25 protein-coding genes and 1 riboswitch are annotated in these 25,709 nt (G+C 73.0%); of the genes, 12 read left to right on the plus strand and 13 right to left on the minus strand.

Features of this window, described 5'->3' with window-relative positions; genetic code table 11:
- Positions 1-513 precede the first annotated feature (513 nt).
- Complete coding sequence (cobC, locus tag ABZY45_RS05645) at positions 514-2,034, minus strand: Rv2231c family pyridoxal phosphate-dependent protein CobC (protein ID WP_356736392.1); 1,521 nt, start codon at positions 2,032-2,034, stop codon at positions 514-516.
- A gap of 79 nt (positions 2,035-2,113) precedes the next feature.
- Here cobC and ABZY45_RS05650 point away from each other — a divergent pair, with 79 nt between their 5' ends.
- Positions 2,114-2,836, plus strand: coding sequence for a ZIP family metal transporter (locus ABZY45_RS05650; protein ID WP_356736394.1), 723 nt, complete (start codon positions 2,114-2,116; stop codon positions 2,834-2,836).
- A gap of 200 nt (positions 2,837-3,036) precedes the next feature.
- Here ABZY45_RS05650 and ABZY45_RS05655 read toward each other — a convergent pair whose 3' ends face one another.
- The 7 genes from ABZY45_RS05655 to ABZY45_RS05685 all read right to left on the minus strand — a co-directional run bounded on the left by ABZY45_RS05655 (position 3,037) and on the right by ABZY45_RS05685 (position 11,433).
- Positions 3,037-4,383: a cobyrinate a,c-diamide synthase gene (locus ABZY45_RS05655; RefSeq protein WP_356736396.1), complete on the minus strand. Its 1,347-nt coding sequence runs from the start codon at positions 4,381-4,383 to the stop codon at positions 3,037-3,039.
- Positions 4,377-4,985, minus strand: a complete 609-nt coding sequence (gene cobO, locus ABZY45_RS05660) for a cob(I)yrinic acid a,c-diamide adenosyltransferase (RefSeq protein WP_356736398.1) — start codon at positions 4,983-4,985, stop codon at positions 4,377-4,379. The genes ABZY45_RS05655 and cobO overlap by 7 nt, the downstream gene beginning before the upstream one ends.
- On the minus strand, positions 4,985-7,018 hold the full coding sequence (locus ABZY45_RS05665; protein WP_356736400.1) for a putative cobaltochelatase: 2,034 nt from the start codon (positions 7,016-7,018) through the stop codon (positions 4,985-4,987). Before ABZY45_RS05665 ends, cobO begins: the two co-directional genes overlap by 1 nt.
- The gene (locus tag ABZY45_RS05670) at positions 7,015-8,598 is read right to left on the minus strand and encodes a cobyric acid synthase (RefSeq protein ID WP_356736402.1); all 1,584 of its coding nucleotides are present in this window, start codon (positions 8,596-8,598) and stop codon (positions 7,015-7,017) included. Before ABZY45_RS05670 ends, ABZY45_RS05665 begins: the two co-directional genes overlap by 4 nt.
- Entirely contained in the window at positions 8,595-9,539 is a 945-nt protein-coding gene (locus ABZY45_RS05675) for a cobalamin biosynthesis protein (RefSeq protein WP_356736404.1), read from the minus strand. Before ABZY45_RS05675 ends, ABZY45_RS05670 begins: the two co-directional genes overlap by 4 nt.
- A 131-nt stretch (positions 9,540-9,670) precedes the next feature.
- A riboswitch (cobalamin riboswitch) is annotated at positions 9,671-9,800 on the minus strand.
- Between the two features lie 148 nt (positions 9,801-9,948).
- Positions 9,949-10,170, minus strand: coding sequence for a hypothetical protein (locus ABZY45_RS05680; RefSeq protein WP_356736406.1), 222 nt, complete (start codon positions 10,168-10,170; stop codon positions 9,949-9,951).
- A gap of 12 nt (positions 10,171-10,182) precedes the next feature.
- Positions 10,183-11,433, minus strand: a complete 1,251-nt coding sequence (locus ABZY45_RS05685; protein WP_356736408.1) for an inorganic phosphate transporter — start codon at positions 11,431-11,433, stop codon at positions 10,183-10,185.
- Positions 11,434-11,689: 256 nt separating this feature from the next.
- Between ABZY45_RS05685 and ABZY45_RS05690 the strand changes: the two genes are divergently transcribed.
- The 3 genes from ABZY45_RS05690 (at position 11,690) to ABZY45_RS05700 (ending at position 15,046) form a co-directional block, all read left to right on the plus strand.
- Positions 11,690-12,349, plus strand: coding sequence for a class II aldolase/adducin family protein (locus tag ABZY45_RS05690; protein ID WP_356736410.1), 660 nt, complete (start codon positions 11,690-11,692; stop codon positions 12,347-12,349).
- Positions 12,350-12,416: 67 nt separating this feature from the next.
- Positions 12,417-13,556, plus strand: coding sequence for a hypothetical protein (locus ABZY45_RS05695; RefSeq protein WP_356736412.1), 1,140 nt, complete (start codon positions 12,417-12,419; stop codon positions 13,554-13,556).
- A gap of 185 nt (positions 13,557-13,741) precedes the next feature.
- Positions 13,742-15,046: a hypothetical protein gene (locus ABZY45_RS05700; protein ID WP_356736614.1), complete on the plus strand. Its 1,305-nt coding sequence runs from the start codon at positions 13,742-13,744 to the stop codon at positions 15,044-15,046.
- Between the two features lie 33 nt (positions 15,047-15,079).
- Here ABZY45_RS05700 and ABZY45_RS05705 read toward each other — a convergent pair whose 3' ends face one another.
- Positions 15,080-15,490, minus strand: a complete 411-nt coding sequence (locus tag ABZY45_RS05705; protein WP_356736414.1) for a VOC family protein — start codon at positions 15,488-15,490, stop codon at positions 15,080-15,082.
- Between the two features lie 299 nt (positions 15,491-15,789).
- On the opposite strand from ABZY45_RS05705, the gene ABZY45_RS05710 reads away from it, so the two are divergent.
- The 3 genes from ABZY45_RS05710 (at position 15,790) to ABZY45_RS05720 (ending at position 18,915) form a co-directional block, all read left to right on the plus strand.
- Positions 15,790-17,388 (plus strand): ABC-F family ATP-binding cassette domain-containing protein, encoded by a 1,599-nt coding sequence (locus ABZY45_RS05710; RefSeq protein WP_356736416.1) that lies wholly within the window; start codon positions 15,790-15,792, stop codon positions 17,386-17,388.
- Between the two features lie 360 nt (positions 17,389-17,748).
- Positions 17,749-17,970: a helix-turn-helix domain-containing protein gene (locus tag ABZY45_RS05715; RefSeq protein ID WP_006123601.1), complete on the plus strand. Its 222-nt coding sequence runs from the start codon at positions 17,749-17,751 to the stop codon at positions 17,968-17,970.
- 153 nt (positions 17,971-18,123) lie between these two features.
- Entirely contained in the window at positions 18,124-18,915 is a 792-nt protein-coding gene (locus ABZY45_RS05720) for an enoyl-CoA hydratase/isomerase family protein (RefSeq protein WP_356736418.1), read from the plus strand.
- 108 nt (positions 18,916-19,023) lie between these two features.
- On the opposite strand, the gene ABZY45_RS05725 is transcribed toward ABZY45_RS05720, so the two are convergent.
- A complete protein-coding gene (locus tag ABZY45_RS05725; protein ID WP_356736420.1) occupies positions 19,024-19,722 on the minus strand; it encodes a hypothetical protein in 699 nt (232 codons plus the stop codon).
- A gap of 93 nt (positions 19,723-19,815) precedes the next feature.
- Between ABZY45_RS05725 and ABZY45_RS05730 the strand changes: the two genes are divergently transcribed.
- Genes ABZY45_RS05730 through amaP form a run of 5 tightly spaced genes read left to right on the plus strand, consistent with a single transcriptional unit; the run spans position 19,816 to position 22,152 of the window.
- Entirely contained in the window at positions 19,816-20,313 is a 498-nt protein-coding gene (locus ABZY45_RS05730; protein ID WP_356736422.1) for an Asp23/Gls24 family envelope stress response protein, read from the plus strand.
- 31 nt (positions 20,314-20,344) lie between these two features.
- Complete coding sequence (locus ABZY45_RS05735; protein ID WP_145802599.1) at positions 20,345-20,536, plus strand: hypothetical protein; 192 nt, start codon at positions 20,345-20,347, stop codon at positions 20,534-20,536.
- Complete coding sequence (locus tag ABZY45_RS05740; RefSeq protein WP_356736424.1) at positions 20,533-20,886, plus strand: hypothetical protein; 354 nt, start codon at positions 20,533-20,535, stop codon at positions 20,884-20,886. Before ABZY45_RS05735 ends, ABZY45_RS05740 begins: the two co-directional genes overlap by 4 nt.
- Positions 20,883-21,569, plus strand: coding sequence for a DUF6286 domain-containing protein (locus tag ABZY45_RS05745; protein WP_356736426.1), 687 nt, complete (start codon positions 20,883-20,885; stop codon positions 21,567-21,569). Before ABZY45_RS05740 ends, ABZY45_RS05745 begins: the two co-directional genes overlap by 4 nt.
- A 4-nt stretch (positions 21,570-21,573) precedes the next feature.
- Positions 21,574-22,152: an alkaline shock response membrane anchor protein AmaP gene (gene amaP, locus ABZY45_RS05750; RefSeq protein ID WP_356736428.1), complete on the plus strand. Its 579-nt coding sequence runs from the start codon at positions 21,574-21,576 to the stop codon at positions 22,150-22,152.
- A gap of 107 nt (positions 22,153-22,259) precedes the next feature.
- On the opposite strand, the gene ABZY45_RS05755 is transcribed toward amaP, so the two are convergent.
- The 3 genes from ABZY45_RS05755 to ABZY45_RS05765 all read right to left on the minus strand — a co-directional run bounded on the left by ABZY45_RS05755 (position 22,260) and on the right by ABZY45_RS05765 (position 25,679).
- Positions 22,260-23,015 carry an SDR family oxidoreductase gene (locus ABZY45_RS05755; protein WP_356736431.1) on the minus strand — a complete coding sequence of 252 codons (756 nt, stop codon included), beginning with the start codon at positions 23,013-23,015 and terminating at the stop codon, positions 22,260-22,262.
- Between the two features lie 4 nt (positions 23,016-23,019).
- Positions 23,020-24,813: a glycoside hydrolase family 15 protein gene (locus ABZY45_RS05760; RefSeq protein ID WP_356736433.1), complete on the minus strand. Its 1,794-nt coding sequence runs from the start codon at positions 24,811-24,813 to the stop codon at positions 23,020-23,022.
- Positions 24,814-24,884: 71 nt separating this feature from the next.
- Positions 24,885-25,679 carry an SURF1 family protein gene (locus tag ABZY45_RS05765; protein ID WP_356736435.1) on the minus strand — a complete coding sequence of 265 codons (795 nt, stop codon included), beginning with the start codon at positions 25,677-25,679 and terminating at the stop codon, positions 24,885-24,887.
- Positions 25,680-25,709 lie beyond the last annotated feature (30 nt).

Consider the following 25,709-nt stretch of genomic DNA (forward strand, 5'->3'; position numbering starts at 1 on the left):
GGATGGTGTTCTTGGGCCGGAGCGCCGCTCTCCCGGACCGAGACCGGTCCAGGGAGTGGGCGGTGTCGGTGCGTGCAGCGGAGCACTGCTCTCTGACGGGGGCTGCGTCCCTGTACCGGAGCGCCGCTCTCCCCTCGGGGGTGGGGAGGGCGGCGGGCACGCTTGGAAGCGGTGCTCTCCAGGCGGGCAGCGCTCACGCTGTGGAGCACTGCTCACTGCTCTGCGGCGGAAGCGGCGCCGCCGCACCGGAGCACTGCTCTGTACCGGGGGCGCCGCCGCCGCGCCGGAGCGCTGTTCGCAGGGGTTGCGGGGCGCGCTCCGGCGGGCGGTGCGCGCATAGCGGAGCGGTGCTCTCCAAACGGGCGGTGGCCGCGTCGCGGAGCACTGCTCTCCGCGAAGTGCGGTGCCGCCGTACGCGAGCACCGCTCTCGCCGAGTCACCCCCCGTCCCGCCGCGTCACCCGCCCCCGCGCACACCTGCCCCGCCCTCGCCCCCGACCCCGCACCCCGACCCTCAGGCGCCGGCTCTCCGGGGCAGTCCCTGCAGCGCCAGATCGAGCGCCTGCAGGAACCGGTTGGTCGTCACACGGTCGCGTACGGCGAGGCGCAGCCATTCGCTGCCCAGCCCCGGGAAGGTGTCCCCACGCCGCGCAGCGAACCCCCGGGCCCGCAGCAGTTCCCGCACCTCGTCCGCCCGCTCCAACCGCAGCAGCACGAACGGACCCGCGGCCGGTTCCACCACCCGCACCTCGCTGAACTCCGCAAGGCCGGCCAACAGATGGGCCCGGTCGACCGCGATCCGGTCCGCCGCGTCCGCCGCCTCGACCAGCGCACGCGGCTCCATGCAGGCCTCGGCCGCCGCCAGCGCGGGGGAGGACACCGGCCACAGCGGCTGCGCCTCCTGGAGCAGCGCGATCGTCGAAGGGTCGGCCAGGACGTAACCGATCCGCAGACCCGCCAGCCCCCAGGTCTTGGTAAGGCTGCGCAGCACGACGAGTCCGGGGACGTCCTGGCGTGAGCAGAGCGCCTCCCGCTCGCCCGGCACGGCGTCCATGAACGCCTCGTCGACCACCAGAGTCCGGCCAGGCCGCGCCAGTTGCTCCAGCACGCCCGCGGGGTGCAGGACGGAGGTCGGATTGGTCGGGTTGCCGACCACCACCAGATCCGCGTCCTCGGGCACCGTCGACGGGTCCAGCCGGAAGCCGTCCTCGGGACGCAGCAGCACCCGCCCGACCTCATGTCCCGCCGCGCGCATGGCCGCCTCCGGTTCCGTGAACTGGGGGTGCACGACCACCGGCCGCCGGGCCGGCAGGGCCCGCGCGATCAGCACGAACGCCTCCGCCGCGCCCGCCGTGAGCAGGACCCTCTCCTCGGGCAGCCCGTGCCGCCCGGCGACCGCCGCGCGGGCCGTTCTTCCGTCCGGGTAGGAGGCCAGGGAACCCAGCGAAGCGCTGATCCGCTCCCGAAGCCAGTCGGGGGGTGTGCCGGTCCGTACGTTCACGGCGAGGTCGATCAGATCCAGACCGCGTATCTCCGCGTCGCCGTGGTGCCGCAGATCGGGCCCGGCGCCATCAGTGGGCTTCGTGTGCTTCGTGGGGGGCAGCATGGCAGCCATGGTGGACGGCCGGGAGCCATTCGTCGATGCCGAGTTCTCGGCCATCGGACTCCGGCGGGCCACCGCGCAGGTCGCCGAGGCCGACTTCCGCTTGGGGACGAGCAGTTCACCGGCTTCCGCGAGTGCCGCCGCCTCCGCGACGGAACCGGTGGCGACAGCGGCGTACGGCGCTGCCGAAGGATTCGGTACGCGTACCTCCGCCAGCCTCTCGGCGGCGTACGCACGCACCGGCACCCCCAGCCGCGCCGCCGCCCCGGTGATCCCCGGCTCGTCCGCCCTGCTGTCGAGGGTCGCCAGTTCCACCACGTCACCGGCCGAGAGGCCGGCCGCCTCCAGCGTCCCGTGGATCAGCCCGAGCACCTCTTCGGCCGGGGTGCCCCGGCGGGCACCCACACCGACGACGAGGGCGGCACGGGTCATGGGAAGAGGTCCTTTCGAGGGGCGCGGGTAAGGAGGGCCTGAGGTGCGGGGAGCGGGGTCAATCCGCTAGCAAGGGCCCATGGCGGTATTCGTCGCGCTCGGCGCGTTCCTGATGACCCTGGCGGGCGGCTGGGTCGCGCAGCGCGTCAGCGACCGCCGGCATCTCGTGCTCGGCCTCGCCGGCGGACTGATGCTGGGGGTCGTCGGCCTCGATCTGCTGCCCGAGGCGCTGGAAGCCGCGGACGGAGCCGTCTTCGGCGTGCCCGCGGCCCTGCTGCTCTTCGTGGGAGGCTTCCTGACGGCCCATCTCGTCGAGCGCTCGCTCGCCGTACGGCAGGCGGCACACGGGGCGAGCGACGAACGTGTGCCGCAGGTCGGACTGACAGCGGCGGCGGCGATGGTGGGCCACAGCCTGATGGACGGCATCGCGCTCGGCGCCGCCTTCCAGATCGGCGGAGGCATGGGTGCCGCCGTCGCGCTGGCCGTCATCACCCACGACTTCGCCGACGGATTCAACACGTACACCATCACCAGCCTCTACGGGAACGCCCGTCGCAAGGCGCTGCTGATGCTGTACGCGGATGCCGTGGCCCCGATCGTGGGCGCGGCGACGACCCTGCTGTTCACCCTTCCGGAGGAACTGCTCGGCTGTTATCTCGGCTTCTTCGGCGGGGCGCTCCTCTACCTCGCCGCCGCCGAGATCCTGCCCGAGGCGCACCACCGTCACCCGGCCCGCTCCACGATGCTGTGCACCGTCGTGGGAGTGGGCTTCATCTGGCTGGTGGTCGGCATCGCGGAGTGACACCGCCCCCGGCACAGGGCGGCCCCACGCCACCCGCAGCGCCCCAGGTGCCGACGCTTCCGCCCGCAGTGCCCCGAGCACCGGAGCCCTCCAGGCAACCGCCGGCCCTCGCGCCCCACGCACCGGCGCCCCCCACACCAGGGCCACCTGCCGCACCCGCGACGGGACCGCGGCCCGGAGCGCCGGACTCACCCCCGGCCTCACCCCCGGCACTGCTCCACGAAGCGCCGGGCCACCTCGGGGGACGCGGCCCAGTGCGTGTGCAGATAGCTCGCGTGCACACCCCGCTGGACGAAGCCCTCCACCCGCCGCTCCGGCTGGTGCAGGCCCCAGGCGGGTGTCGGGCCGGCGCCCGGTTCCAGCACCGTCCGGTGGAACTCGTGCCCGCGCATCCGCGTCCCCGCCACGGCCAGCACGCTGTCGGCCACCGCCACCGCCTGCCGGTACCCCAGCGTCAGCCGCTCGGACATCCGGGCCGAGGCGTCCAGCACCCCGCACATCGGCCGCCCGTCCAGCTCGCGGGCCAGATACAGCAGCCCCGCACACTCCGCCGCCACCGGGGCCCCGGACAGGGCCAGTTCGGTCACCGCCCGGCGCAGCGGCTCGTTCGCGGACAGCTCGGGCGCGTACACCTCGGGGAAGCCGCCGCCGATCACCAGCCCCGCCGTGCCCGGGGGGAGCTTCTCGTCGTGCAGGGGATCGAAGACGGCCACCTCCGCGCCGGCCGCCGCCAGCAGCTCGGCGTGTTCCGCGTAGGCGAAGGTGAACGCCGCGCCGCCCGCCACGGCCACCACCGGCCGGGCCCCGCCGTCAGGGTGGCACTCCGGTTCCCACGCCTCGCCGGGCAGGGTGGGCGCCGTACGAGCCAGCGCCAGCAGGGCGTCCAGATCGCAGCCCTCCCGCACCCGCTCGCCCATCGCCCGTACGGCGTCGAGAGCCTCGGCCTGCCGCTCGGCCACCGGGACCAGCCCCAGATGGCGCGAGGGCGTCGCCACCTGCGGCGCGCGCCGCAGCACCCCGAGCACGGGCAGCCCCGACTCGTCCAGCGCCTCCCGCAGCAGGGCCTCGTGACGGTCGGACGCCACCTTGTTCAGGATCACCCCGCCGATCCTCACCTCCGGGTCCCAGGAGGCGAAGCCGTGCACGAGGGCCGCGACGGAACGCGACTGCGAGGACGCGTCGACCACCAGCACGACCGGCGCCCTGAGCAGTTTGGAGACCTGGGCGGTCGAGGCGAGCTCGCCCTGCCCCGAGGCCCCGTCGTACAGCCCCATCACGCCTTCGACGACCGCCAGATCGCAGCCGTCCGAACCGTGCGCGAACAGCGGGGCGATCAGATCGGTCCCGCACATGTACGCGTCGAGGTTGCGCCCCGGCCTGCCCGTGGCCAGCGCGTGGTACCCCGGATCGATGTAGTCGGGTCCCACCTTGTGCGGGGACACCGCGAGACCGCGTCCCGCGAAGGCCGCCATCAGGCCCGTGGCGACCGTGGTCTTGCCGCTGCCCGACGACGGCGCCGCGACGACCAGACGAGGAACACTCACCACTCGATGCCTCTCTGGCCCTTCTGCCCGGCGTCCATCGGGTGCTTGACCTTCGACATGTCGGTCACCAGGTCGGCGGCGTCGATCAGCTTCTGCGGGGCGTTGCGCCCCGTGATCACGACGTGCTGCGTCCCCGGCCGGTCACGCATGACCTCGACGACCTCGTCGGTGTCGATCCAGCCCCAGTGCATCGGATAGGCGAACTCGTCGAGCACGTACAGCTTGTACGTCTCGGCGGCCAGGTCACGCTTGACCTGCTCCCAGCCCTCCCGGGCCTTCTCCTCGTTGTCGGAGTTGTCACCGTGGATCCCGCGCTGGACCCACGACCACCCCTCGCCCATCTTGTGCCAGGCGACGCTGCCGCCCTCGCCGCTCGCCCCGAGCACCTTCAGGGCGTTCTCCTCGCCGACCTTCCACTTCGCCGACTTCACGAACTGGAACACCCCGATCGGCCAGCCCTGGTTCCAGGCCCGCAGCGCCAGCCCGAAGGCGGCCGTGGACTTGCCCTTGCCGATGCCCGTGTGCACGAACAGCAGCGGGCGGTTGCGCCGCTGTCGCGTCGTCAGTCCGTCGTCCGGTACCGATACCGGCTGTCCCTGTGGCATTACGCGGCCCTCCCGGCAGCAGTGAAGTCCTTGACCAGTCCGGCGATCGAGTCGGCGCGCAGCTCGTCGAGCGTGACCGCGCTGCCTCCCAGATCCCGGGCGAGCTGTGCGGCGAGACCGAGGCGTACGATCCCCGACTCGCAGTCCACGACGACCGACGCGGTGCCCTCGGAGGCGTGGAGCCGCCCGGCCCGCGCCGCCAGCGCCACCGGGTCGACGCCGCCCGTGGCCCGGCCGTCGGTGACCACCACGAGCAGCGCCCGGCGCGAGGGGTCGCGCAGCCGTTCCACCCGCAGTACGTCGTGCGCCTTCAGCAGCCCGGCCGCCAGCGGGGTCCGCCCGCCGGTCGGCAGCGACTCCAGCCGAGCCGCCGCCGCGTCGACCGAGGAGGTCGGCGGCAGCGCGAGCTCCGCGTCCCTGCCCCGGAAGGTGACCAGACCGACCTTGTCCCTGCGCTGGTAGGCGTCCAGCAGCAGCGACATCACGGCGCCCTTCACGGCGCTCATCCGCTGCCGGGCCGCCATCGACCCGGAAGCGTCCACGACGAACAGCACGAGGTTGCCCTCGCGCCCTTCCCGCGTCGCCTGACGCAGATCGTCCCGCCGTACGACGAGCCCCCGGCCCGAGCGCCCCCGGGCCCGCTGATGAGGCGCCGCAGCCTGCACGGTCGCCGCCAGATGCAGCTTCGTCAGCGCCCCTTCGGGCCGCCGTGAGCCCGTGGTCCGGCCGTGCTCCGTGCGCGCCCGGGACCGCCGCCCGGCCGCCCCCTCGCCCAGACCCGGCACGCTGAGCACCTTGGTGCGGAACGGCTCGCCGGAGCGCACCGCCTGCCGCTCGCCCGCTCCGGCGCCCGGCGACGGCGCGGGCGCGTCACCGCTCCCGGCCTCCGTCCTCTCCGGCGCACCCGGGCTCCGGTCCTGCGGGCCGCCCTCGGGGCCGCCTCCCTGGGGAGGCACATCGCCGCCCCCCTGCGGAGGTGCTCCGCCGCCGGGGCCCCCGGGTCCCGGGTCGTCGTCGCCCTCGCCCTCCGCGTCCTTCAGCGCGTCGTCCAGCTTGTCCTCGTCGAGCCCGGGCGCGTCGAACGGATTGCGGCGGCGCCGGTGGGGGAGTGCGAGCAGCGCGGCCTGCCGCACATCGTCGGCGACGACCTCGTCGCGCCCCGCCCACGCGGCCAGGGCGGTCGCGGTGCGCGCCATGACGATGTCGGCACGCATCCCGTCCACCTCGAACGCCGCGCACGTGGCGGCGATCTGCCGCAACACGCCGTCGCCGAGCACCACTCGGGGCAGCAGGGCGCGCGCGGCTGCGATCCGCTCACGCAACGCGGCCTCCTCGTCCGCCCACCGTGCGGCGAACGCCGCCGGGTCGTCGTCGTACGCCAGCCGCCGGCGCACGACCTCGACGCGCTGGTCCGTGTCACGCGAGGCGGCGACCTCCACGGTCAGCCCGAAGCGGTCCAGCAACTGCGGCCGGAGCTCGCCCTCCTCGGGGTTCATCGTCCCGACCAGCAGGAAGCGCGAAGCGTGCCGTACGGAGACCCCTTCGCGCTCGACGTACGAGGCACCCATGGCCGCCGCGTCGAGCAGCAGGTCCACCAGGTGGTCGTGGAGCAGATTGACCTCGTCCACGTACAGGATCCCGCGGTGCGCGTCGGCGAGGAGACCCGGCTCGAAGGCCTTGACGCCCTCCGACAGTGCCCGTTCGATGTCCAGTGCGCCGACGAGCCGGTCCTCCGACGCGCCGACGGGCAGCTCCACGGTCCTCGCCGGACGCGACACGCCCGGCGCCGCCTCGTGCGGCCCGTCGGGACACGCCGGGTCGGGCGCGGCGGGGTCGCACGAGAACCGGCAGCCCGCCACCACCGCGACCTCCGGCATGAGCGCGGCCAGCGCCCGCACGGCGGTGGACTTGGCGGTGCCCTTCTCACCCCGCACGAGGACCCCGCCGACGGCCGGGCTGACGGCGTTGAGCAGCAGCCCGAGCCGCAGATCGTCCTGGCCCACCAGGGCGGTGAAGGGATACGGGGTACTCACGGAGCCTCCTCTGTCGCAACGACACCTGCATGATCGGACCCGCCCGGCGCCCGGGCGGCGCGTGGCTCCGGCACGGGCGGCGCGCCCGGCGCGAGGAACGGCAGCCCCGCAGGCGCCCCCCGCTCGATGAGCCGCCACAGCGCGTCCGTGTCCGCGTGCTCCTCGATCAGGTCCCCCAGCCGGTCCAGCTGTTCCTCCCGCAACGCCCCGAAGCTCGTGTCCGGCGCCGCGGTGAACCGCCGGCCCGAGGCCCGCGCGACCTCGGCCAGGAACGCCCGCCGGAACGCGTCGCTCTCCAGGGAACCGTGCCAGTGCGTCCCCCACACCGAGCCCACCCGGCACCCGTCCAGGAACGGCTCACCGCCGTGGACATCGGCGACGCCGTGGTGGATCTCGTAACCTTCCACCGGCTCCCCGAGCGCCGAACCGGCAGGCCTCTCCAGGACCTTCTCCCGGCCGAAGCGGACGCGTACGGGCAGCAGCCCGAGCCCTTCCACCAGTCCGGCCCGGGACTCCACGTCGTCCTCGATCCGTTCGCCCAGCACCTGGAACCCGCCGCAGATGCCCAGCACCGGCCGTCCCTCCGCGGCCCGCCGCACCAGGGCGTCAGCCAGGCCCCGCTCCCGCAGCCAGGCCAGCGCCTTCACGGTGCCCCGCGTCCCCGGCACGATCACGAGATCGGCGTCCGCCAGTTCCTCGGCCCGGTCCACGAACCGCACCACCACACCGGGCTCGGCGGCCAGCGCGTCCACATCGGTGAAGTTCGACATCAGCGGCACGGCGCACACCGCGACCCGCAGCACGTCCTCGCCGTGCGGGGGCGCCACGACCGACTCGCGCACGGTCCCGCGCATCGAGACGCGCAGCCCGTCCTCCTCGTCGATGCCCAGCCCGTGGGCGTACGGGAGCACCCCGTACGTGCGCCGCCCCGTGAGCCCGAGCAGCATGTCGAGGCCCGGCTCCAGCAGCGAGACGTCCCCGCGGAACTTGTTGACGAGGTACCCGGCGATCAGCGACTGGTCCTCGGCGCTCAGCAGCGCCGTCGTACCGAAGAACGAGGCGAACACACCGCCCCGGTCGATGTCGCCGACCACCAGGACGGGAAAGCGCGCGGCCCGCGCGATGCCCATGTTCACGATGTCCGTACGCCGCAGATTGATCTCGGCAGGACTGCCCGCCCCCTCGCAGATCACGGCGTCATACGTGCCCCGCAGCTGCTCCAGGCAGTCCACGACCGTCCCGAGCAGCGCCTCCTGGCGTCCGCCGTGGTAGCCGCGCGCACTCATCTCGCCGACCGGCTTCCCCATCAGGACGACCTGGCTGGAGCGGTCACCGCCGGGCTTGAGCAGCACCGGGTTCATCAGCGCCGACGGCTCCACCCGGGCCGCCTGCGCCTGCATGGCCTGGGCCCGGCCGATCTCCGCGCCCTCGCGGGTGACGAAGGAGTTCAGCGACATGTTCTGCGCCTTGAACGGCGCGACCTTCACTCCCTGGCGCACCAGCCAACGGCAGATCCCGGCCGTGACGACGCTCTTGCCCGCGTCCGAAGTGGTGCCGGCCACCAGCAGCCCGCCGCTCATCTGCCCCTCCGCCCCATGGCCAGCCGCCCTGCCGCGCACACGGCGAGGGCCAGCACACTCACCCGGCGCGAGAGCCGCGCCGCGCGTTCGATGTCCGTGACCCGCACCTCGCGGCCGGCCTCCCCGTTGAGCACCGGCCGGTGCTCGACCCGCCCGCCGTACGCCAGGGTCCCGCCGAGACGCACGCCCAGCGCCCCCGCGAAGGCGGCCTCCACCGGGCCCGCGTTGGGGCTCGGGTGCCGGTCCGCGTCGGCCCGCCAGGCCCGGACGGCCTCGCGCGGGCGCCCCCCGCAGGCCACGGCGAGCGCCGCGGTCAGCCGGGCGCCGGGCCAGCCGGCGAGGTCGTCGAGCCGCGCGGAGGCCCAGCCGTAGCGCCGGTAGCGGGGCGACCTGTGCCCCACCATGGCGTCCAGGGTGTTGACGGCGCGGAAGGCGACCAGGCCCGGTACACCGCCGAGCGCCCCCCACACCAGCGCGCCCACGACGGCGTCCGAGGTGTTCTCGGCGACGGACTCCACCACCGCGCGGGCCATCTGCTGCGCGTCCAGGGCCTGCGGGTCGCGCCCGCACAGGTGCGGCAGCCGCTCCCGGGCCGCCTCGACGTCCCCTGCGGCGAGCGCCCCGCCGACCGCGCGCGCCTCGCGGCCCAGCGACGTGCCACCGACGACGGACCAGGTGGCGGCGGCGGTCAGCACCACGGCGGCGGCCGGGCGGTTCCGTACGGCGCGGGTGGCCAGTGCCGCGGCAGCCGTGGCGCCTCCGGCGCAGACAAGGGTGTGCAGCGCGCCCCAGCCGCGGTGATCGCGCCACAGCCGGCTCTCGACGCCCGCAGCGGCACGCCCGAAGGCGGCGACGGGGTGGCCCCGCCGGGGATCACCGAGCAGCAGGTCGCCGATCAGGCCGGCGGCGGCGCCGTACACGAAGATGCGGTCGGCTCGCACGGCTCAGCCGGCCGTCGCGCCTCGAAGGGCCTTCGTGGCGGGTGGCGGTGCGGTGACCGACGCAGGGCAGCCAGACATGGCGTATGTCCTCACTCAGGGTCCGCGCCCTGGTTCGACGTGACCGGCGACGAGAGTCTCCTGGCTCCCGGATCCGCAGTTCCTCCGGCCTTCCAGTCCGCGTCTGCGGACCGTGACTTCCGTGTGGAGGCTGCTCCCCGGTGACAGTGGCGGGACCGCGCCGGATTCGCACCGGCTTCCTCTCCTGTCGCCGTAAATGGCTCCGGCAGTCCACCACGCCCCACGAAGGCCCGTCAACCTGCCGTTGACCTGCGGGGCTTCAGTGTGCTGAGACGCACACCGGGCCGGACACACACGGGGTGTGTCCGGCCCGGCCGGGTCCGCCCAGGGGTCAGGCGACGATCAGGTAGATGCCGTACGCCACCGCCGCCGCGCACAGCGCGAAGCAGGCGTACGCGCCGGTGCGCGCCAGGACACCGGTACCGCCGGCCTGCGTCGTGGACGCCTGCTTCGCGAGTCCCGTGATGCCGAGGGTGAAGAGGCCGACCAGTGCGACGGTGACCACGAGGCTGACGCCGAAGACGGACGCGAGAGCTGCCCAGTCGATGTTCATGTGGATCTGTCCTTACACCGTGGCCGGCCGCTCGGCCGGGGTCTCGGCCGTCGGGGCGTGGATGGTGGTCTTGAGGTCCGGGACGCTCACGCCGGCGGGCGGCGGGCTCACGGCCGCGATGGCGGTCGTGACGACGCCCGCGGGCTCACCCTCGGTCGCGTTGACGTTGGTGTGGTCGACCGGCTTGCGGCGCGACAGGAGCCAGATGGCGCCGGACCCCACGACGAGCAGCACGGCGACCACCGCGACGCCCCAGGAGCCCTGCTTGGTCAGGAACTCGGCGCCCGCTCCGACCAGACCGGCGGCCGGGAGCGTCAGACCCCAGGCGATGAACATCCGGGAGGCGGTGGACCAGCGGACCACGCCCCCCTTGCGTCCGAGGCCCGCGCCCATGACGGCACCGGAGCAGGACTGGGTGGTCGAGAGGGAGAAGCCGAGGTGCGAGGAGGCCAGGATGACCGTGGCCGCGCTGGTCTGGGCCGCGAAGCCCTGCGGCGGACGCAGGTCGGTGAGGCCGCTGCCCATGGTGCGGATGATGCGCCATCCGCCGAGGTAGGTGCCCAGCGCGATGGCGATACCGGCGGAGGCGATGACCCAGACCGGCGGGTTCGAGCCGGGGGCGAGGACGCCGCCGGTCACCAGGGCCAGGGTGATGATGCCCATGGTCTTCTGCGCGTCGTTGGTGCCGTGGGCGAGCGAGACGAGACCGGCCGAGGCGATCTGACCGGCGCGGTACCCCTTGGCCGTCGACTTGAGCTGCGCCTCGTCGGTCATCTTCCGGTTGAGGCGGTACGTCAGCCTCGTGGCCAGGAGCGCGGCGATACCGGCCACGAGGGGCGCGGCGATCGCGGGCAGCAGGATCTTCGTGACGACGGTGCCGCCGTTGATCGAGGACCAGCCGGCGGACATGACCGCGGCGCCGATGAGGCCGCCGAAGAGTGCGTGGGAGGAGCTGGAGGGCAGGCCGACCAGCCAGGTCAGCAGGTTCCACAGGATCGCGCCGACGAGCGCGGCGAAGATGACCTCGGTTCTGAGGTTGCCCTCGTCGACGATTCCGCCGGAGATCGTCTTGGCCACCTCCACCGAGAGGAAGGCGCCGACGAGGTTGAGGACGGCGGACATGGCCACCGCGGTCTTCGGCTTGAGGGCGCCGGTCGAGATGGTTGTCGCCATCGCGTTGGCGGTGTCGTGGAAACCGTTCGTGAAATCGAACACGAGAGCTGTCACGACCACAATCGCGAGCAGCAGCGTGATGTGTTCCATTTACCCAGGCAATCTTTCGACGTCATTGGCTCGTGGAACGTAAGCAACCAGGATGAACGGAAGGTGAACTGGGCGGGGCTGCACGGTGACCCCAACCGCGTATGCGGGTTCCGCTTGTGTGTTTCCTGAGCGGCGGGGCGGCCCGGCACCGTTGCGGCGCCCGGCCCGTGGGGGTGGCCGCGACGCCACGGCCTGCGCGGTCCCGCCCTCCGGGGAGACCTCGGTCACCTGATCGTCCGCGTCCTAGGATCTCCGCATGAGCGACGGACTTCAGGACGCGATCGCACGGGCGTGGGAAGGGGTCGTCGCGACGGCCCGCCGGACGCGGGAGGAGGGCCTGGTCGTCGGCACCTCGGGCAATGTGTCCGCCCGGGTCGGTGACCTCGTCCTGGTGACCCCCAGCGGGGTGCCCTACGACAAGCTCGGCCCCGGCGACGCGGTCGGCGTCGACCTGGAAGGCCGCCGTGTCCTGGGCGACCTCGTCCCCACCAGCGAGCTCCCGCTCCACCTGGCCGTCTACCGGGGCAGCCGGGCCCGGGCCGTCGTCCACACCCACGCCGTCCACGCCACGGCCGTCTCCACCCTCGTCCCTGAGGTCCCGCTCGTCCACTACGCCGCCGCCCTGCTCGGCGGCCCCGTCCGCACCGCCCCCTACGCGCGCTACGGGACGCAGGAGCTCGCCGACAACATGCTCACCGCCCTGCGCGACCGCACCGGATGCCTGCTCCGGAACCACGGCACCGTCACCTACGGGGACACCCTCGACGAGGCCTACGACCGCACCGCCCAGCTCGAATGGATGTGCAGGGTCTGGCTCACCGCGAGCTCCGTGCCCGGGCACAGCCCGTCCCTCCTCACCCCGGACCAGCTGACTGAGGTGCGGGAGGCGCTGGAGGGGTACGGCCAGCCCGGCTGAGCCCGCCGCCGTACCGTACGGCCGCCGCCCACTGGCCGTCGGCGCCCCCGCCCGTGACACTGGAGCCGTGCGCCCGGCAACAGCGGCGGCAGTGGCCGCCACATCGATCCTCGGCGTCGGCGCGGCTACGGTCGCCGCCGGACGCTACGCCAGCGACGCCGCCCTCGGGGCGCACTCGCCACGCCCCTTCCCGGCCGACCGCCGCCTCACCGTGCACGCCACCGCGGCCGGGCACATCACCCTGACCCGCTCCTTCCCGGCGCTGCGCCCCGGCACGTACGGACTCGTGGGCCGCGGCGTCCACGCGGTCGTCGGCCCCGTGGTCGAACAGCTGCCCGGTGCCGCCACGGCCTCCGCCGACACGGTCGTGCGCCGGCTGGAGCGCGTCACCCTCGGCAGCCTGAAACGGGGCTCCAAGGTCCGTCTCACCCCCGAGGTGCACCGGGGCGACCCGCTGGCCGCCCTCGGCCTCGCCCACAAGGAGGTCGAGATCCCGGGGGAGCTCGGCGCGCTGCCCGCCTGGTTCGTGCCCGGTGCCCGCGACACCTGGGTGATCACCGTGCACGGCCTCGGCACCACCAGGGAACACCCGCTGAACGTGCTCGGCTTCCTCCACGGCCAGCAGCTCCCCGTGCTCGACCTGGCCTACCGCGGTGACCCGGGCGCCCCGCGCTCCCCGGACGGCCTCGCCCACCTCGGCGAGTCCGAATGGCGCGACCTCGACGCCGCGATCCGCTACGCCGTGCGGTACGGCGCCGAGAACGTGATCATCCACGGCTGGTCCTCGGGCGCGTCCATGGCCCTGCACGCGGCCGTCAACTCCGCGCTCCGTGACCGCATCCGGGGTCTCGTCCTGGACTCCCCGGTCCTGGACTGGCGGACCACCCTGCGCGCCCTCGCCTCGGCCAGGGGAGTCCCCTCCGCCCTGCTGCCCCTCGCGGTCCGCGCGGCCCAGGGCCAGACCGGCCTGCACGGGGCCCGGCTCCTGGACACCGCGGTGCCGACGGCCCTGCACGCCCCCACCCTCGTCTTCCACGGCCCCGACGACACCCTGGCCCCCTGGGAGCCGTCCCGGGAACTCGCCGCACGCCGGCCCGACCTGGTGACCCTGCACTCCGTGCCCCGGGCTCCGCATGCGGCGATGTGGAACGCCGATCCCGCCGGCTACGAAGAGGTCCTCCGGCGTTTCCTCACGCCCCTGATGTGAGCTGATGGGCCGGAACCGCCCGGTTGGTGACCCTGCCCCGAGGCCGTGCCAAGCCCGGTGACACAGCTTCCGTTTGGGCTTTCGGCCCGTCAGAGGCAAGACTGCTCCTCGTGACGTCCCGTACCCCGCGCGACTCCAGACTGCGACTTGTCCGCCCACGACCCCAGGCGACCGCCCGTAAGGCCGTGTCGACCCGGCGCACCAGGCCGGCCCCCCGCCCACCGGAGGGCACCCCGCCCCCGGCGGAACTGGCACGCCAGGCCAGGGCCGTACTGGCCGACGCGGTGCGGATCGCGCACTGGGCGGCGGACGGCACGAGCCCCGGATCCGCCCCGCTCGCCGCGCAGGCCCTGCGACGGGCCGCCTCCGCGCTGGACCTCTCCCCGGCCCAGGTGCTGGCCGGCTGGGACCGGGCCAGGCTGGCCGGGCTCATCGAGATCCACGGCGACACCGCCCGCCCCGGCTGGCGGCTCCGGGCCTGGGACCGGGACGACTCCGCCGTGCTCCGCGGCTGGGTGGCGCTCTTCGACGCATGGTCCCTCGTCCACGCCTCACCCGAGGGCATCGAGGCCACCGCGGTGGCCGAAGCCGTCGAGGCGGTTCCCCAGGTCCTCTCGCTCCTCCAGCTCTCGGCGGGCCCCGTGACCGTGCCCGCGCTCCTGGACCTGCTGGCCCAGCGGGTCGCGGAACTCCACGAGGAGCGGTGCGAGGTGCCGTACGGGCCGCAGGAGCAGTCCGCCCCGGCAGACGCCGACGGGCAACCCGCCGACCTCAACGCGCTGCTGCTCGACTGGGCGCTCGAAGGCCTCGCCTCCGTCGGCGCCCTCACGCTCGGCGCCGGGCACGCCACCCTGACGCCGCTGGGCAACTGGGCGGTCTGGGTCAAGCTGGAGCAGATCTGCGTCGCGGCCCAGAGTCCGGCCGGCAACATCGAGCAGTCCGCGGCCGACATGCTGCTCGGCTGCGCACGGCTCACCCCCGGCCCGGCCCGCGCGGAGTACCGGGCCTGGCTCGCCGCCCGTCCCGTCGGCAGCGCGGTCGCCGAACTGCTCGCCGTCGCACGGGGCGAGGACGCCCTGCTGCGCGGCCTCGCCTTCGAGGCGCTGCGCGTCGTCGGAGCCCCCGCCGAGCCCGTCGTCCGCTCCGTCGTCACCGAAGCGCCCCTGCGGCCGTACGCGCTGCTCTGGCTCGCCGAGTACGAGGGCACTGACCCGGACGACGCCCAGGACGTGCTGAGCCGCGAGGAGGCCACCTGGCTCTGGGTCGACACCGCCGCCGCCGTCGCCGACCACGGCGAGACCGGTCTGCTGGTCAGGCATCTCGACTCCGCCGTCCAGGGCACGGTGCCCGCGCTCCTGGACGAGGTGCGGGCCGTGGGCCACCCGCGCACGGTCCAGGTGCTCGTCGCCCTGGCCGCCGCCCATCCGGACCCCGCCCTCGCCAAGGCCGTACGCCGCGCAGCCTTCCAGGTGCACACCGGCGGGGCGTGACGGGCGGGCGCGCCCGGCGCGGCCCCGGGGAACTCAGCCCGAGGACCCCGGGGCGTAGGTCCCGAAGCTCCACACGTTGCCCTCCGCGTCCCGCGCCATGTAGTCCCGCGAGCCGTAGTCCTGATCGGTGGGCGGCATCAGGATCTCCACGCCGTGCTCCACGGCCCGGGCGTGGTGCTCGTCCACCTCGTCCACGACGACGTAGACCGCCGCGGGCCCGGCGCCCGCCATCGCCTTGGCGAAGACGCCCTCGCCCCCCTTGGACCCGAGCATCACCCTGCCGTTCCCGCAGGACAGCTCGGCGTGCATCACGCTGCCGTCGTCCCCCTCGTGGACCGCTTCCTCCGTGAAACCCAGGGCCTCGGTCAGCAGCCGGATCGCGGCCTTCGCGTCGTCGTACAGAAGCGCCGGACACACCGTGGGTACACCGTCCGTGCGTGCCATCGCGCTCACTCTCCTCAGGCCGATGCGATGTGATCTGCGTCTCAGTCTTCCACCCGCTGTCGGAGCCGTCAGCCGAAGGTGCCGCGACGGGCGGGAACGCCTGTGCGGAGGCGCTATCAGCTGGTTCGGTACGGGATGCCTGATCAGGGACGTGTCACGACGGCTGCGGGGAGCACGCGGAAAAGCAGGTGGACACCGCCAGTAGACTGAGTGCCATGGCAATTCTCCTTGTGCATTAGACGGCGTCGAGTCGTGAGCCCGCTGTCCCTCCGCCGTCCATACCGCCCTGGAGTATTTCCGTGATCACCGCCTCCGGCATCGAGCTGCGTGCCGGCGCCCGCATCCTCATCGAGTCCGCCTCCTTCCGTATCGCCAAGGGCGACCGCATCGGCCTGGTCGGCCGCAACGGCGCGGGCAAGACCACCCTCACCAAGTGCCTGGCGGGCGAGGGGAACCCGGCCGGCGGCACCATCACGAGCAGCGGCGAGGTCGGCTATCTCCCGCAGGACCCGCGCACCGGTGACCTCGAAGTGCTCGCGCGCGACCGCATCCTCTCGGCCCGCGGGCTCGACGAGATCCTGCGCAAGATGCGGGAGAACGAGGAGCGGATGGCGAACGGCAAGGGCGCCACCCGCGAGAAGGCGATGAAGAAGTACGAGCGCCTGGAGACCGAGTTCCTCACCAAGGGCGGGTACGCCGCCGAGGCCGAGGCCGCCACCATCGCCGCCGCGCTCAGCCTGCCCGACCGGGTGCTCGGCCAGCCGCTGCACACGCTCTCCGGTGGTCAGCGCCGTCGTGTCGAGCTGGCCCGCATCCTCTTCTCGGACGCCGACACCCTGCTCCTCGACGAGCCGACCAACCACCTCGACGCGGACTCGATCGTCTGGCTGCGCGACTACCTCAAGTCCTACCGCGGCGGCTTCATCGTGATCTCCCACGACGTCGAACTCGTGGAGACCGTGGTCAACAAGGTGTTCTACCTCGACGCCAACCGCGCGCAGATCGACATCTACAACATGGGCTGGAAGCTCTACCAGCAGCAGCGCGAGGCCGACGAGAAGCGCCGCAAGCGCGAGCGCCAGAACGCCGAGAAGAAGGCCGCGGCCCTCAACTCCCAGGCCGACAAGATGCGCGCCAAGGCGACCAAGACCGTCGCCGCCCAGAACATGGCCAAGCGCGCCGAGCGCCTCCTCTCCGGTCTGGAGGCCGTCCGGGTCTCCGACAAGGTGGCCAAGCTGCGCTTCCCGGAACCCTCTCCCTGCGGCAAGACCCCGCTGATGGCCGAGGGGCTCTCCAAGTCCTACGGCTCGCTCGAGATCTTCACCGACGTGGACCTGGCCATCGACAAGGGCTCCCGCGTCGTCATCCTCGGCCTCAACGGCGCCGGCAAGACGACGCTTCTGCGGCTTCTGGGCGGCGCCGAGAAGCCCGACACCGGCCAGGTCATCGAGGGGCACGGGCTCAAGCTCGGTTATTACGCGCAGGAGCACGAGACCCTCGACCCGGAGCGCACCGTCCTGGAGAACATGCGCACCGCGGCGCCCGACCTCGATCTCGTCGAGGTCCGCAAGACGCTGGGTTCGTTCCTCTTCTCGGGTGACGACGTCGACAAGCCCGCCGGGGTGCTCTCCGGTGGGGAGAAGACCCGGCTCGCCCTGGCCACCCTGGTCGTCTCGTCCGCCAACGTGCTGCTGCTCGACGAGCCGACGAACAACCTCGACCCGGCCAGCCGCGAGGAGATCCTCGGGGCCCTGCGCACCTACAAGGGCGCGGTCGTCCTCGTCACCCACGACGAGGGTGCGGTCGAGGCGCTCCAGCCGGAGCGGATCATCCTGCTGCCCGACGGGGTCGAGGACCTCTGGGGTGCGGACTACCGGGACCTGGTCGCCCTCGCCTGAGCCCTGGGGGGACCTCCCGGGCGGGTGTGGCGCCCGGTGATCCAACGCATATGGATCATTCGGCCCATCGGTGATCCATCATCTGGGTGAGGGGGTCTCGTACCCCGGCGCGGCGCCCGGCAGATAGCTGCCGGGCGCACCCATTTCGGGCGACCTCACCCCTTACGGCCCTGACCTGGCCGTTCTTCTCGCTGCCCGTTCCGGAAGGCCTCCGGGACCCTCGGGAGCCCTGGATTCCGCTTGTGTCGGACCGTCTCGGGGTGCGGAATCCTCTCGTACGGACCTTGCCGAATGGGTGGCCAGGAAGCCCAGGAGGGGTGATCATGAGAGTCCAGAGCGCACTTCCTTGAGGAGGCACGGGTGGCCGAGACTCTGAAGAAGGGCAGCCGGGTTACCGGCGCCGCGCGTGACAAGCTCGCGGCAGACCTGAAGAAGAAGTACGACTCCGGTGCGAGCATCCGGGCGCTGGCCGAGGAAACCGGCCGCTCCTACGGATTCGTCCACCGGATGCTCAGCGAGTCCGGAGTCACGCTGCGGGGACGCGGTGGAGCGACTCGCGGCAAGAAGGCCGCTTCGGCCTGACGGCGGGCAGCGGTCGGGGACGGGCGCAGGCCCGGCCCCTGGAGGCTCACCGGAACACCGGGTGGCCACCCGGCCGATCGGCAGATCGTCCGGGTGGTTACTGTTCAGTTACTTGCCAGTAAGTGCTGACTGCACCCGATCCGGAGGCGCTCCATGACCTCGCTCGACTCTGTGCTCGACAAGGACGGCGTACGGCTCACCGTCGAAGACGCGGTTGCCACGGTGACGCTCACCAACCCGGCCAAGCGCAACGCTCAGTCTCCCGCTCTGTGGCGGGCGTTGGCAGAGGCCGGAAGGGCACTCCCGGGGAGCGTGCGGGTCGTCGTGCTGCGCGGTGAGGGCAAATCCTTCTCCGCCGGCCTCGACCGGCAGGCGTTCACCCCCGAGGGCTTCGACGGCGAGCCGTCCTTCCTCGACATGGCGCGCGGCCCGGAGGCCGAACTCGACGCGACCATCGCCGAATACCAGGAGGCGTTCACCTGGTGGCGCCGCAACGACATCGTGTCCGTCGCGGTCGTCCAGGGACACGCGATCGGGGCCGGCTTCCAGCTCGCCCTCGCCTGCGATCTGCGGATCGTCGCCGAGGACGTGCAGTTCGCCATGCGTGAGACCAGCCTCGGTCTCGTCCCCGACCTCACGGGCACCCACCCCCTGGTGAACCTCGTGGGATACGCCCGCGCACTCGAGATCTGCGCCACCGGCCGCTCCGTGCACGCCGAGGAGGCCGAGCGCACCGGCCTGGCGAACCTGGTGGTGCCCGCCGACCAGCTCGACGCCGCCGCGCGCGACCTCGCCGGGGCCCTGCTCGCCGCGCCCCGTGACGCGGTCGTCGAGACCAAGGCACTGCTGAGCGGCGCCGTCTCGCGTACGTACGAGGAGCAGCGCACGGCCGAGCGTGCCGCCCAGGGCCGCCGTCTGCGCGACCTCGCGGGCATCGCGGACTGAACGAACCGAACGGCAGGGCGTGCCGGGCCCAGGCCGCGCGGCGGGGAGCCGGCTCGGCCGCGCGGCCCGTCCGTCCGGCCGTTCAGCCGTTCGGTCACCCCGCCGCTGTCATTCCCTGTCCACGACGGCCGTGACCAGTACGGCGACGCCCGGACGGCCTTCCACCGCCTCGGTCACCGCCCCGCGCACGGCCTGGGCCACGTCGAGCGCCCGGTGGTCCCCGGCGGTCGCGAGCTCCACCCGGACGTGGCCCTCCGTGTGCTGGACCGCGCCACCCAGCACCCGGGTCAGCGCGACCACGCCCGGGACGCCGGCCGCCGCCGCCCCTGCGGCCCCGTCCGGCTCCGCCGCACGGACCTCCGACGGCGGCTCCCCGGACGCGACGGGTTCCTCCTCCAGCAGCTCCGTCACCCGCAGGTCCACCTCGTCGACGACCAGGCCGAGCCGCTGTGCCGCCGCCGCCAGCAGAGCTGCCCGCAACGCGTCCGCGGTTACGGTCAGTGGCCGCCGGGCCGTGGCGGCGAAGCCGGCCTCGATCCGCAGAGGGCCGGGCGGGAGCGCGCTGGGAGGCCCGGGCACCACCGGCTCCGGCCCCTCGTAGGCATCGTCGACGGGGCCGATCCTCAGCGTCCCCAGCACCGCGCCGGAACCGGAGGCGGCGCCGCGCAACACCGCTTCCGCCGCCCTTTCCGCGATCCAGGAACCGTCCCCGGGACCACCCAGAGGCAGCAGTCTGCCCAGTCCGAGCCGCTGGCGTACCGCGGCGGTCCATCCATCGGCCCGGTACGGGCCGTCAGCCGTTGTCATTGCTCCACCCTGCCCCATCCGTGGCGCGGGACCGGGCAAGCGCACTTACTGTGGGCAACGGAAGTTCCACCCGCCCCGAAGGGAAGAGCGGCGATGACCGAGACCCCACAGCGGAACCGGCCCGAGAACCCCGGCAGTGCGTCCGGCGGGGACGAGGGCAGGCAGAGCCAGTTCAGCAAGCGCGGAGGCGGCGCTCCCGGGACCCGGGGCCGCACCACCATCGCCGACGGCGTGGTCGAGAAGATCGCCGGAATGGCCGCACGTGACGTGGCCGGTGTCCATGTGATGGGCAGTGGCCTCTCCAGGACCTTCGGAGCGATGCGCGACCGTGTCCCCGGCGGCGGCAGGTCCGTGTCGCGCGGTGTCAAGGCGGAGGTCGGTGAATCGCAGACCGCCCTCGACCTGGAGATCGTCGTCGTCTACGGGGTGTCGATCAGGGAGGTGGCCGGCGACGTACGCGAGAACGTCATCGCGGCGGTCGAGCGGATGACCGGTCTGGAAGTCGTCGAGGTCAACATCGCCGTGAGCGACGTGAAGCTGCCCGACGAGGAGGACGACGACGAGGACGAATCCGAGTCACGCGTCCAGTAGCCCCACACGCGCGGCAGTTGAGGAGCACAAGATGAGCATGGCTGTGGTCGGCCTGGTGGCCGGCATGGCGCTCGGTTTCGCCGGTTACTTCGGCGGCTTCGGGGCCTTTCTGCTGGTGGCCGCACTGGGCGCGGTCGGCTTCATCGCCGGCCGCCTCCTGGACGGCGACCTCGAACCCGGTGACTTCTTCAGGCGCCGCGATCGCGGCGACCGGCGACGGTGACGGCGGTGACAGGCCGGGTCGACGCCGCCGAGCGCGGGCAGACCCGGATCGCCGACCGGGTCGTAGCGAAGATCGCCGCGCAGGCGGCGAAGGAGGCCGTGGACGAGCGGCCCAAGGGCGCCGCCTCCCCGCGCGCCACCGTCACCGTGCACCGCGACACGGCGCGCGTGCGGGTCAGCCTCGACCTGGCCTACCCCTGTGACATCGGCCGTCAGTGCGGTGCGGTGCGTCGTCGCGTCGCCGAGCGGGTGAGAGCCCTGGCCGGCATGGAGGTGCCCGAAGTGGCGGTGCAGGTCGAACGGCTGCACGCACAGGGATCGGGCGCGACACCGGAGGGGAGCATCCGATGAGCGAGCCCCAGGACCCGGAGAACAGCACGCGGCGCCTGCCCACGGTGGAGCCGGCACCCTCCGGTGGCGTAATCGAGATGGACCGGTCCGCGTCGGGCTCGACCTACGAGGCCGCTGACGCGGCGCAGCGGAAGGGCGGCCGTGCGGGCCGCTTCTGGTCCGCGCGCAGAGTCCCTGCCGTGCTGGTCGCCCTGATCGTCCTCGGTGGCAGCGGACTCCTGCTCTACGACATCGCGGCGGTCCGCGCCGACCACCCGGCCATGCAGTGGCGGCGCTCGGTCGCCGACGACCTGGCGAGCCGTCACCTCGACGACGTGTGGGTGCTCGCGGGATCCGCCCTCGCGGCTGCTCTCGGGCTCTGGCTGCTCGTCCTGGCCCTCACCCCAGGACTGCGCAAGCTGCTGCCCATGCGCCGCGAACACCCGGAGGTCCGGGCCGGTCTCGACCGGAACGCCGCGGCACTCGTGCTGCGTGACCGGGCGGTGGAGGTGGCCGGGGTACAGGCCGTACGGGTCAGGATGAAGCGCCGCAAGGCGAGCGTGCGGGCCGTCTCGCACTTCCGTGAACTCGACGACGTCAGGGCCGACCTGGAAACCGTCGTGTCCACGGCGATCAGTGATCTGGGCCTGGCGCGGCCGCCAGGCCTCTCCGTGCACGTCCACCGGCCGGCGAAGAAGGGATGACCCCGTGATCGGAACCGTCAACCGGGTCCTGCTCGGCCTGGCCGGGCTGGTCCTGCTCGTCGTCGGCGGCGCCGTCCTCGTGACGGGCCTCGGCCTGTCCCTGCCCTCCTGGTGGCCCTGGGACGGCACGGACGACGTGCTGCTCAGCAGGTCCGACCGGACCAGGTGGCGGGACGAGGGCTGGTGGTGGCCCACCGTCATCGCCGTCCTGGCCGTCCTGGTGGTCCTGGCGCTGTGGTGGTTCCTGGCCCAGCTGCGCCGCAGGCGCCTCGCCGAGGTGCTGGTGGACAGCGGCGACGGGGAGGGAGCACTGCTGCGCGGCAGGGCGCTGGAGGGCGTACTCGGCGTCGAGGCGGCCCGGCTGGACGGGGTCGCCGACGCGAAGGCCACGCTCACCGGGCGGCGTACCGCCCCGCGGGCCAGGGTCCGCATGCTGATGGAGCCGCACGCGTCTCCCGGGCTGGCGCTGCGAGGCCTCTCCGAGGGGGCGCTGACCCACGCGCGGACCTCGGCCGGGCTGGACGAGCTGCCCGCCGAGGTCCGTCTGAAGGCGGTCAAGCACCACGCGGAGCGGGTGACCTGACGCCGGACCGCCCGCGAGGCGGTCTCAGGAACCGTGCCGCGCGCCACCGCCGAGGGGCGCGCGAGGCGGTCTCGGAAAGCGCGCTGCCGGCGGCCCGCGAGACGGTCTCAGAAACCGTGCCGCGCGCCACCGTCGACGGGCACCATGATGCCCGTCAGGTAGGAGGCGGCCGGGGAGAGCAGGAAGGCCGAGGTCTTCCCGAACTCCTCCGGGGTGCCGTAGCGGCGCAGCGGGATGCGCGCCTCGTTGGCCGTGCGGGACGCCTCCGCGTCGCCGGACAGGGCGTCGAGCTCGCGCACCCGGTCCGTGTCGATCCGCGACGGCAGCACTCCCACGACCCGGATGCCGCGCGGGCCCAGCTCGTCGGCGAGCGACTTGGCGAAGCCGGCGAGGCCGGGGCGCAGACCGTTGGAGATGGTCAGCCCGGCGATCGGTTCGTGCACCGATCCGGACAGGACGAAGCCGATGACTCCGCCCTCGCCGAGCGCCTCGGCAGCCGTACGGGCCAGCCGGACGGCGCCGAGGAAGACCGACTCGAACGCCGACTGCCACTGATCGTCCGTGTTGTCGGCCAGGAAGCCCGGCGCGGGCCCGCCGACGCTGATGAGGATGCCGTCCAGCCTGCCGAAGCGTTCCTTCGCCGCGTCCACGAGACGCCGGGCGGCCAGGGGGTCGGCGTTGTCCGCGCCGATGCCGATCGCGTCGGCCCCCAGCTCGGCGGCGGCCTCGACGGCGCCCTTCTCGTCACGGCCGGAGATGATCACCTTCGCCCCGTCGGCGGCCAGGGCACGCGCGGTGGCGTTGCCGAGCCCGCGGGTCGCCCCGGTGACGATGTACACACGGTCCTTCAGTCCAAGATCCATGGGCCTATCCTGCCAAGTCCTCACCGGCGAGGTCGACCGCGCTGTTCACCAGGCCGATGTGACTGAAAGCCTGCGGGTAGTTGCCGAGCTGGCGCGCGGCCACCGGGTCGTACTCCTCTGCCAGCAGCCCCACGTCGTTGCGCAGCTCCAGCAGCCGGGTGAACAGCTCCTCGGCCTCCTCCCTGCGGCCCGTCCGCAGCAGGGCGTCGACCAGCCAGAACGAGCACGCGATGAAGGCACCCTCGTCGCCGGGCAGACCGTCCACCGACGCGCCCTCGGTGCTGTAGCGGCGGATCAGACCGTCGTGGGCGAGCTCGTCCCGCACCGCGTCGACCGTTCCGATCACCCGGGGGTCGTCGGGCGGCAGGAAGCCGGTGCGCACGATCAGCAGCGTCGAGGCGTCCAGGTCCTGGGAGCCGTAGTACTGGGTGAAGGTGTTGCGCACGGGGTCGTAGCCCTTGTCGCAGACCTCCGCGTGCACGGCGTCCCGCATCGCCCGCCAGCGGTCGGCGTCGCCCGGGAGCTCGGGGTTCTCCTCCAGAGTGCGTACCGCGCGGTCGGCCGCGACCCAGGCCATGACCTTGGAGTGCACGAAATGGCGGCGCTGACCGCGGACCTCCCACAGGCCCTCGTCCGGCTCGCGCCAGGTGGACTCCAGGAAGCCGAGCAGGCTGAGTTGCAGGTTCCAGGCGTGCGGCTTGTCGTCGAGCCCGGCGGTGCGGGCCACCCTGAGCGAGTCGATGACCTCGCCGTAGACGTCGAGCTGCCGTTGCCGCACCGCCGCGTTGCCCGTCCGGACCGGCAGGGAGTTCTCGTACCCCCTGAGCCAGGGCAGCTCCGTCTCCGGAAGCCTGCGCTCGCCCGCGAGCCCGTACATGATCTGGAGGTCCGCGGGGTCACCGGCCACGGCACGCAGGAGCCAGTCCCGCCATGCCGCCGCCTCCTCCAGATATCCGGCCGAGATCATGGCTCCCAGGGTGAGCGTGGAGTCCCGCAGCCAGCAGTAGCGGTAGTCCCAGTTCCGTACGCCTCCGATCTCCTCCGGGAGCGAGGTCGTGAGCGCGGCGACGATTCCGCCGGTGGGGGCGTAGGTGAGCGCCTTCAGGGTGATCAGGGAGCGCAGCACCGCCTCTCTGTGCGGGCCGTGATAGGTGCACCGCGCCGACCACTTCGCCCAGTCGGTGAGAGTGTGCTTCAGCGCCTTGTGCGGATCGATCAGCTTGGGCCGGGGGGAGTGCGAGGGGTGCCAGGTCAGGACGAAGGCCACGGACTCGCCCTCGGCGACCGTGAAGGAGGAGCAGGTGCTGAACTGCTGGCCCCAGGTCTTGACCGGCGGTTCGCTGCGCAGCCAGACGGAGTCGGGGCCGGCCACCGCCACCCGGTGTCCGTGCGAACGGCGCATCCACGGGACCACGGAGCCGAAGTCGAAACGGAGCCGCAGGACGGAGCTCATGTCGACGCTCCCGCTGATGCCCTGCACGATCCGCATGACGTCGGGGGCCTTGTCGCGCTGCGGCATGAAGTCCACGACCTTGACCGTCCCGGTCCTGGTCTCCCAGTAGGTCTCCAGGACCAGGGAGTCGTCCACGTAACCGCGCCGGGTGCAGTTCTCCGTGCTGTCCGTGCCCTGGGGGGCGATGCGCCAGTGGCCGTTGTCCTCGTCACCGAGCAGGGCCGCGAAGCAGGCGCCCGAGTCGAAGCGGGGCAGGCACAACCAGTCGACAGAACCGTTCCTGCCGACCAGGGCGGCCGTCTGGAGATCGCCGATGAGGGCGTAGTCCTCGATGCGTGGGGTCACGCTCTGGCGTCTTCCCGAACCTGGGCGCCGCTAAGCAGCGAAACGGGTGCGAACAGGCGTCGCGACGCCGTCTAGGCGGTGGCCGGTTCCCGCTCCTGCGCCGTCTCGCCGTCGGCGGTGGCCTGGGCGCGGTCGTGCTTCTCGCGGCGTACGAGAATGACCCAGCCGACGGGGACACCCGCGGCGAAGAGCCACCACTGGACGGCGTACGCCATGTGCGGGCCGATGGAGCCGTCGTCGGGGGCGGCGATCGTCTCGGGACTTCCGCCGGCCGGTTCGGGGCTCGTCAGCTCCATGTAGCCGCCCAGGACCGGACGGCCGAGCAGGTGGGACTGCTGGGCGCTGTTGATCAGCATCACCTGACGGTCCGGCAGGCCCTGAAGGTCCTTGATACCGCTGGCGCTCGTCGTCTCGTCCGCCTTGAGCCGGCCCGCGACGGTGACCTCGCCGCCGGGCGGCGGAGGAACCTCTGGGTAGGCCTGCTGGTCCGCCGCGGCGGGAACCCAGCCGCGGTTGACCAGGACGGTGCCGCCGCCCTTGAGGTCCAGCGGGGTCAGCACCAGTACGCCGATGCGTTCGTCCCGCGAGGTACGGCGCCGTACGACGACCTCGTGCTCGGTGTCGAAGGTCCCGGTCGCCGTCACCGCCTTCCAGTAGTCGGAGCGCGGGACCGTGTGCCCGGGAGAGGTCACCCGGGCCACCGGGACGGGCTCCGCCTCGAGGTTCCGCGTGATGAGCGCGTTCTGCTCGACCCGGTGTTCATGCCGGTGGAGCTGCCAGAAACCCAGCTCGATCATCGTGGGAATCATGGCCAGGACGAGGAGGGTGAGAATCACCCACTGCCGGGTCATCAGGAAGCGGTACACCCCATGACCGTACAACCGGGGTCATGGGGT

This window comes from Streptomyces sp. NPDC006516 (assembly GCF_040611875.1).
Classification (GTDB): domain Bacteria; phylum Actinomycetota; class Actinomycetes; order Streptomycetales; family Streptomycetaceae; genus Streptomyces.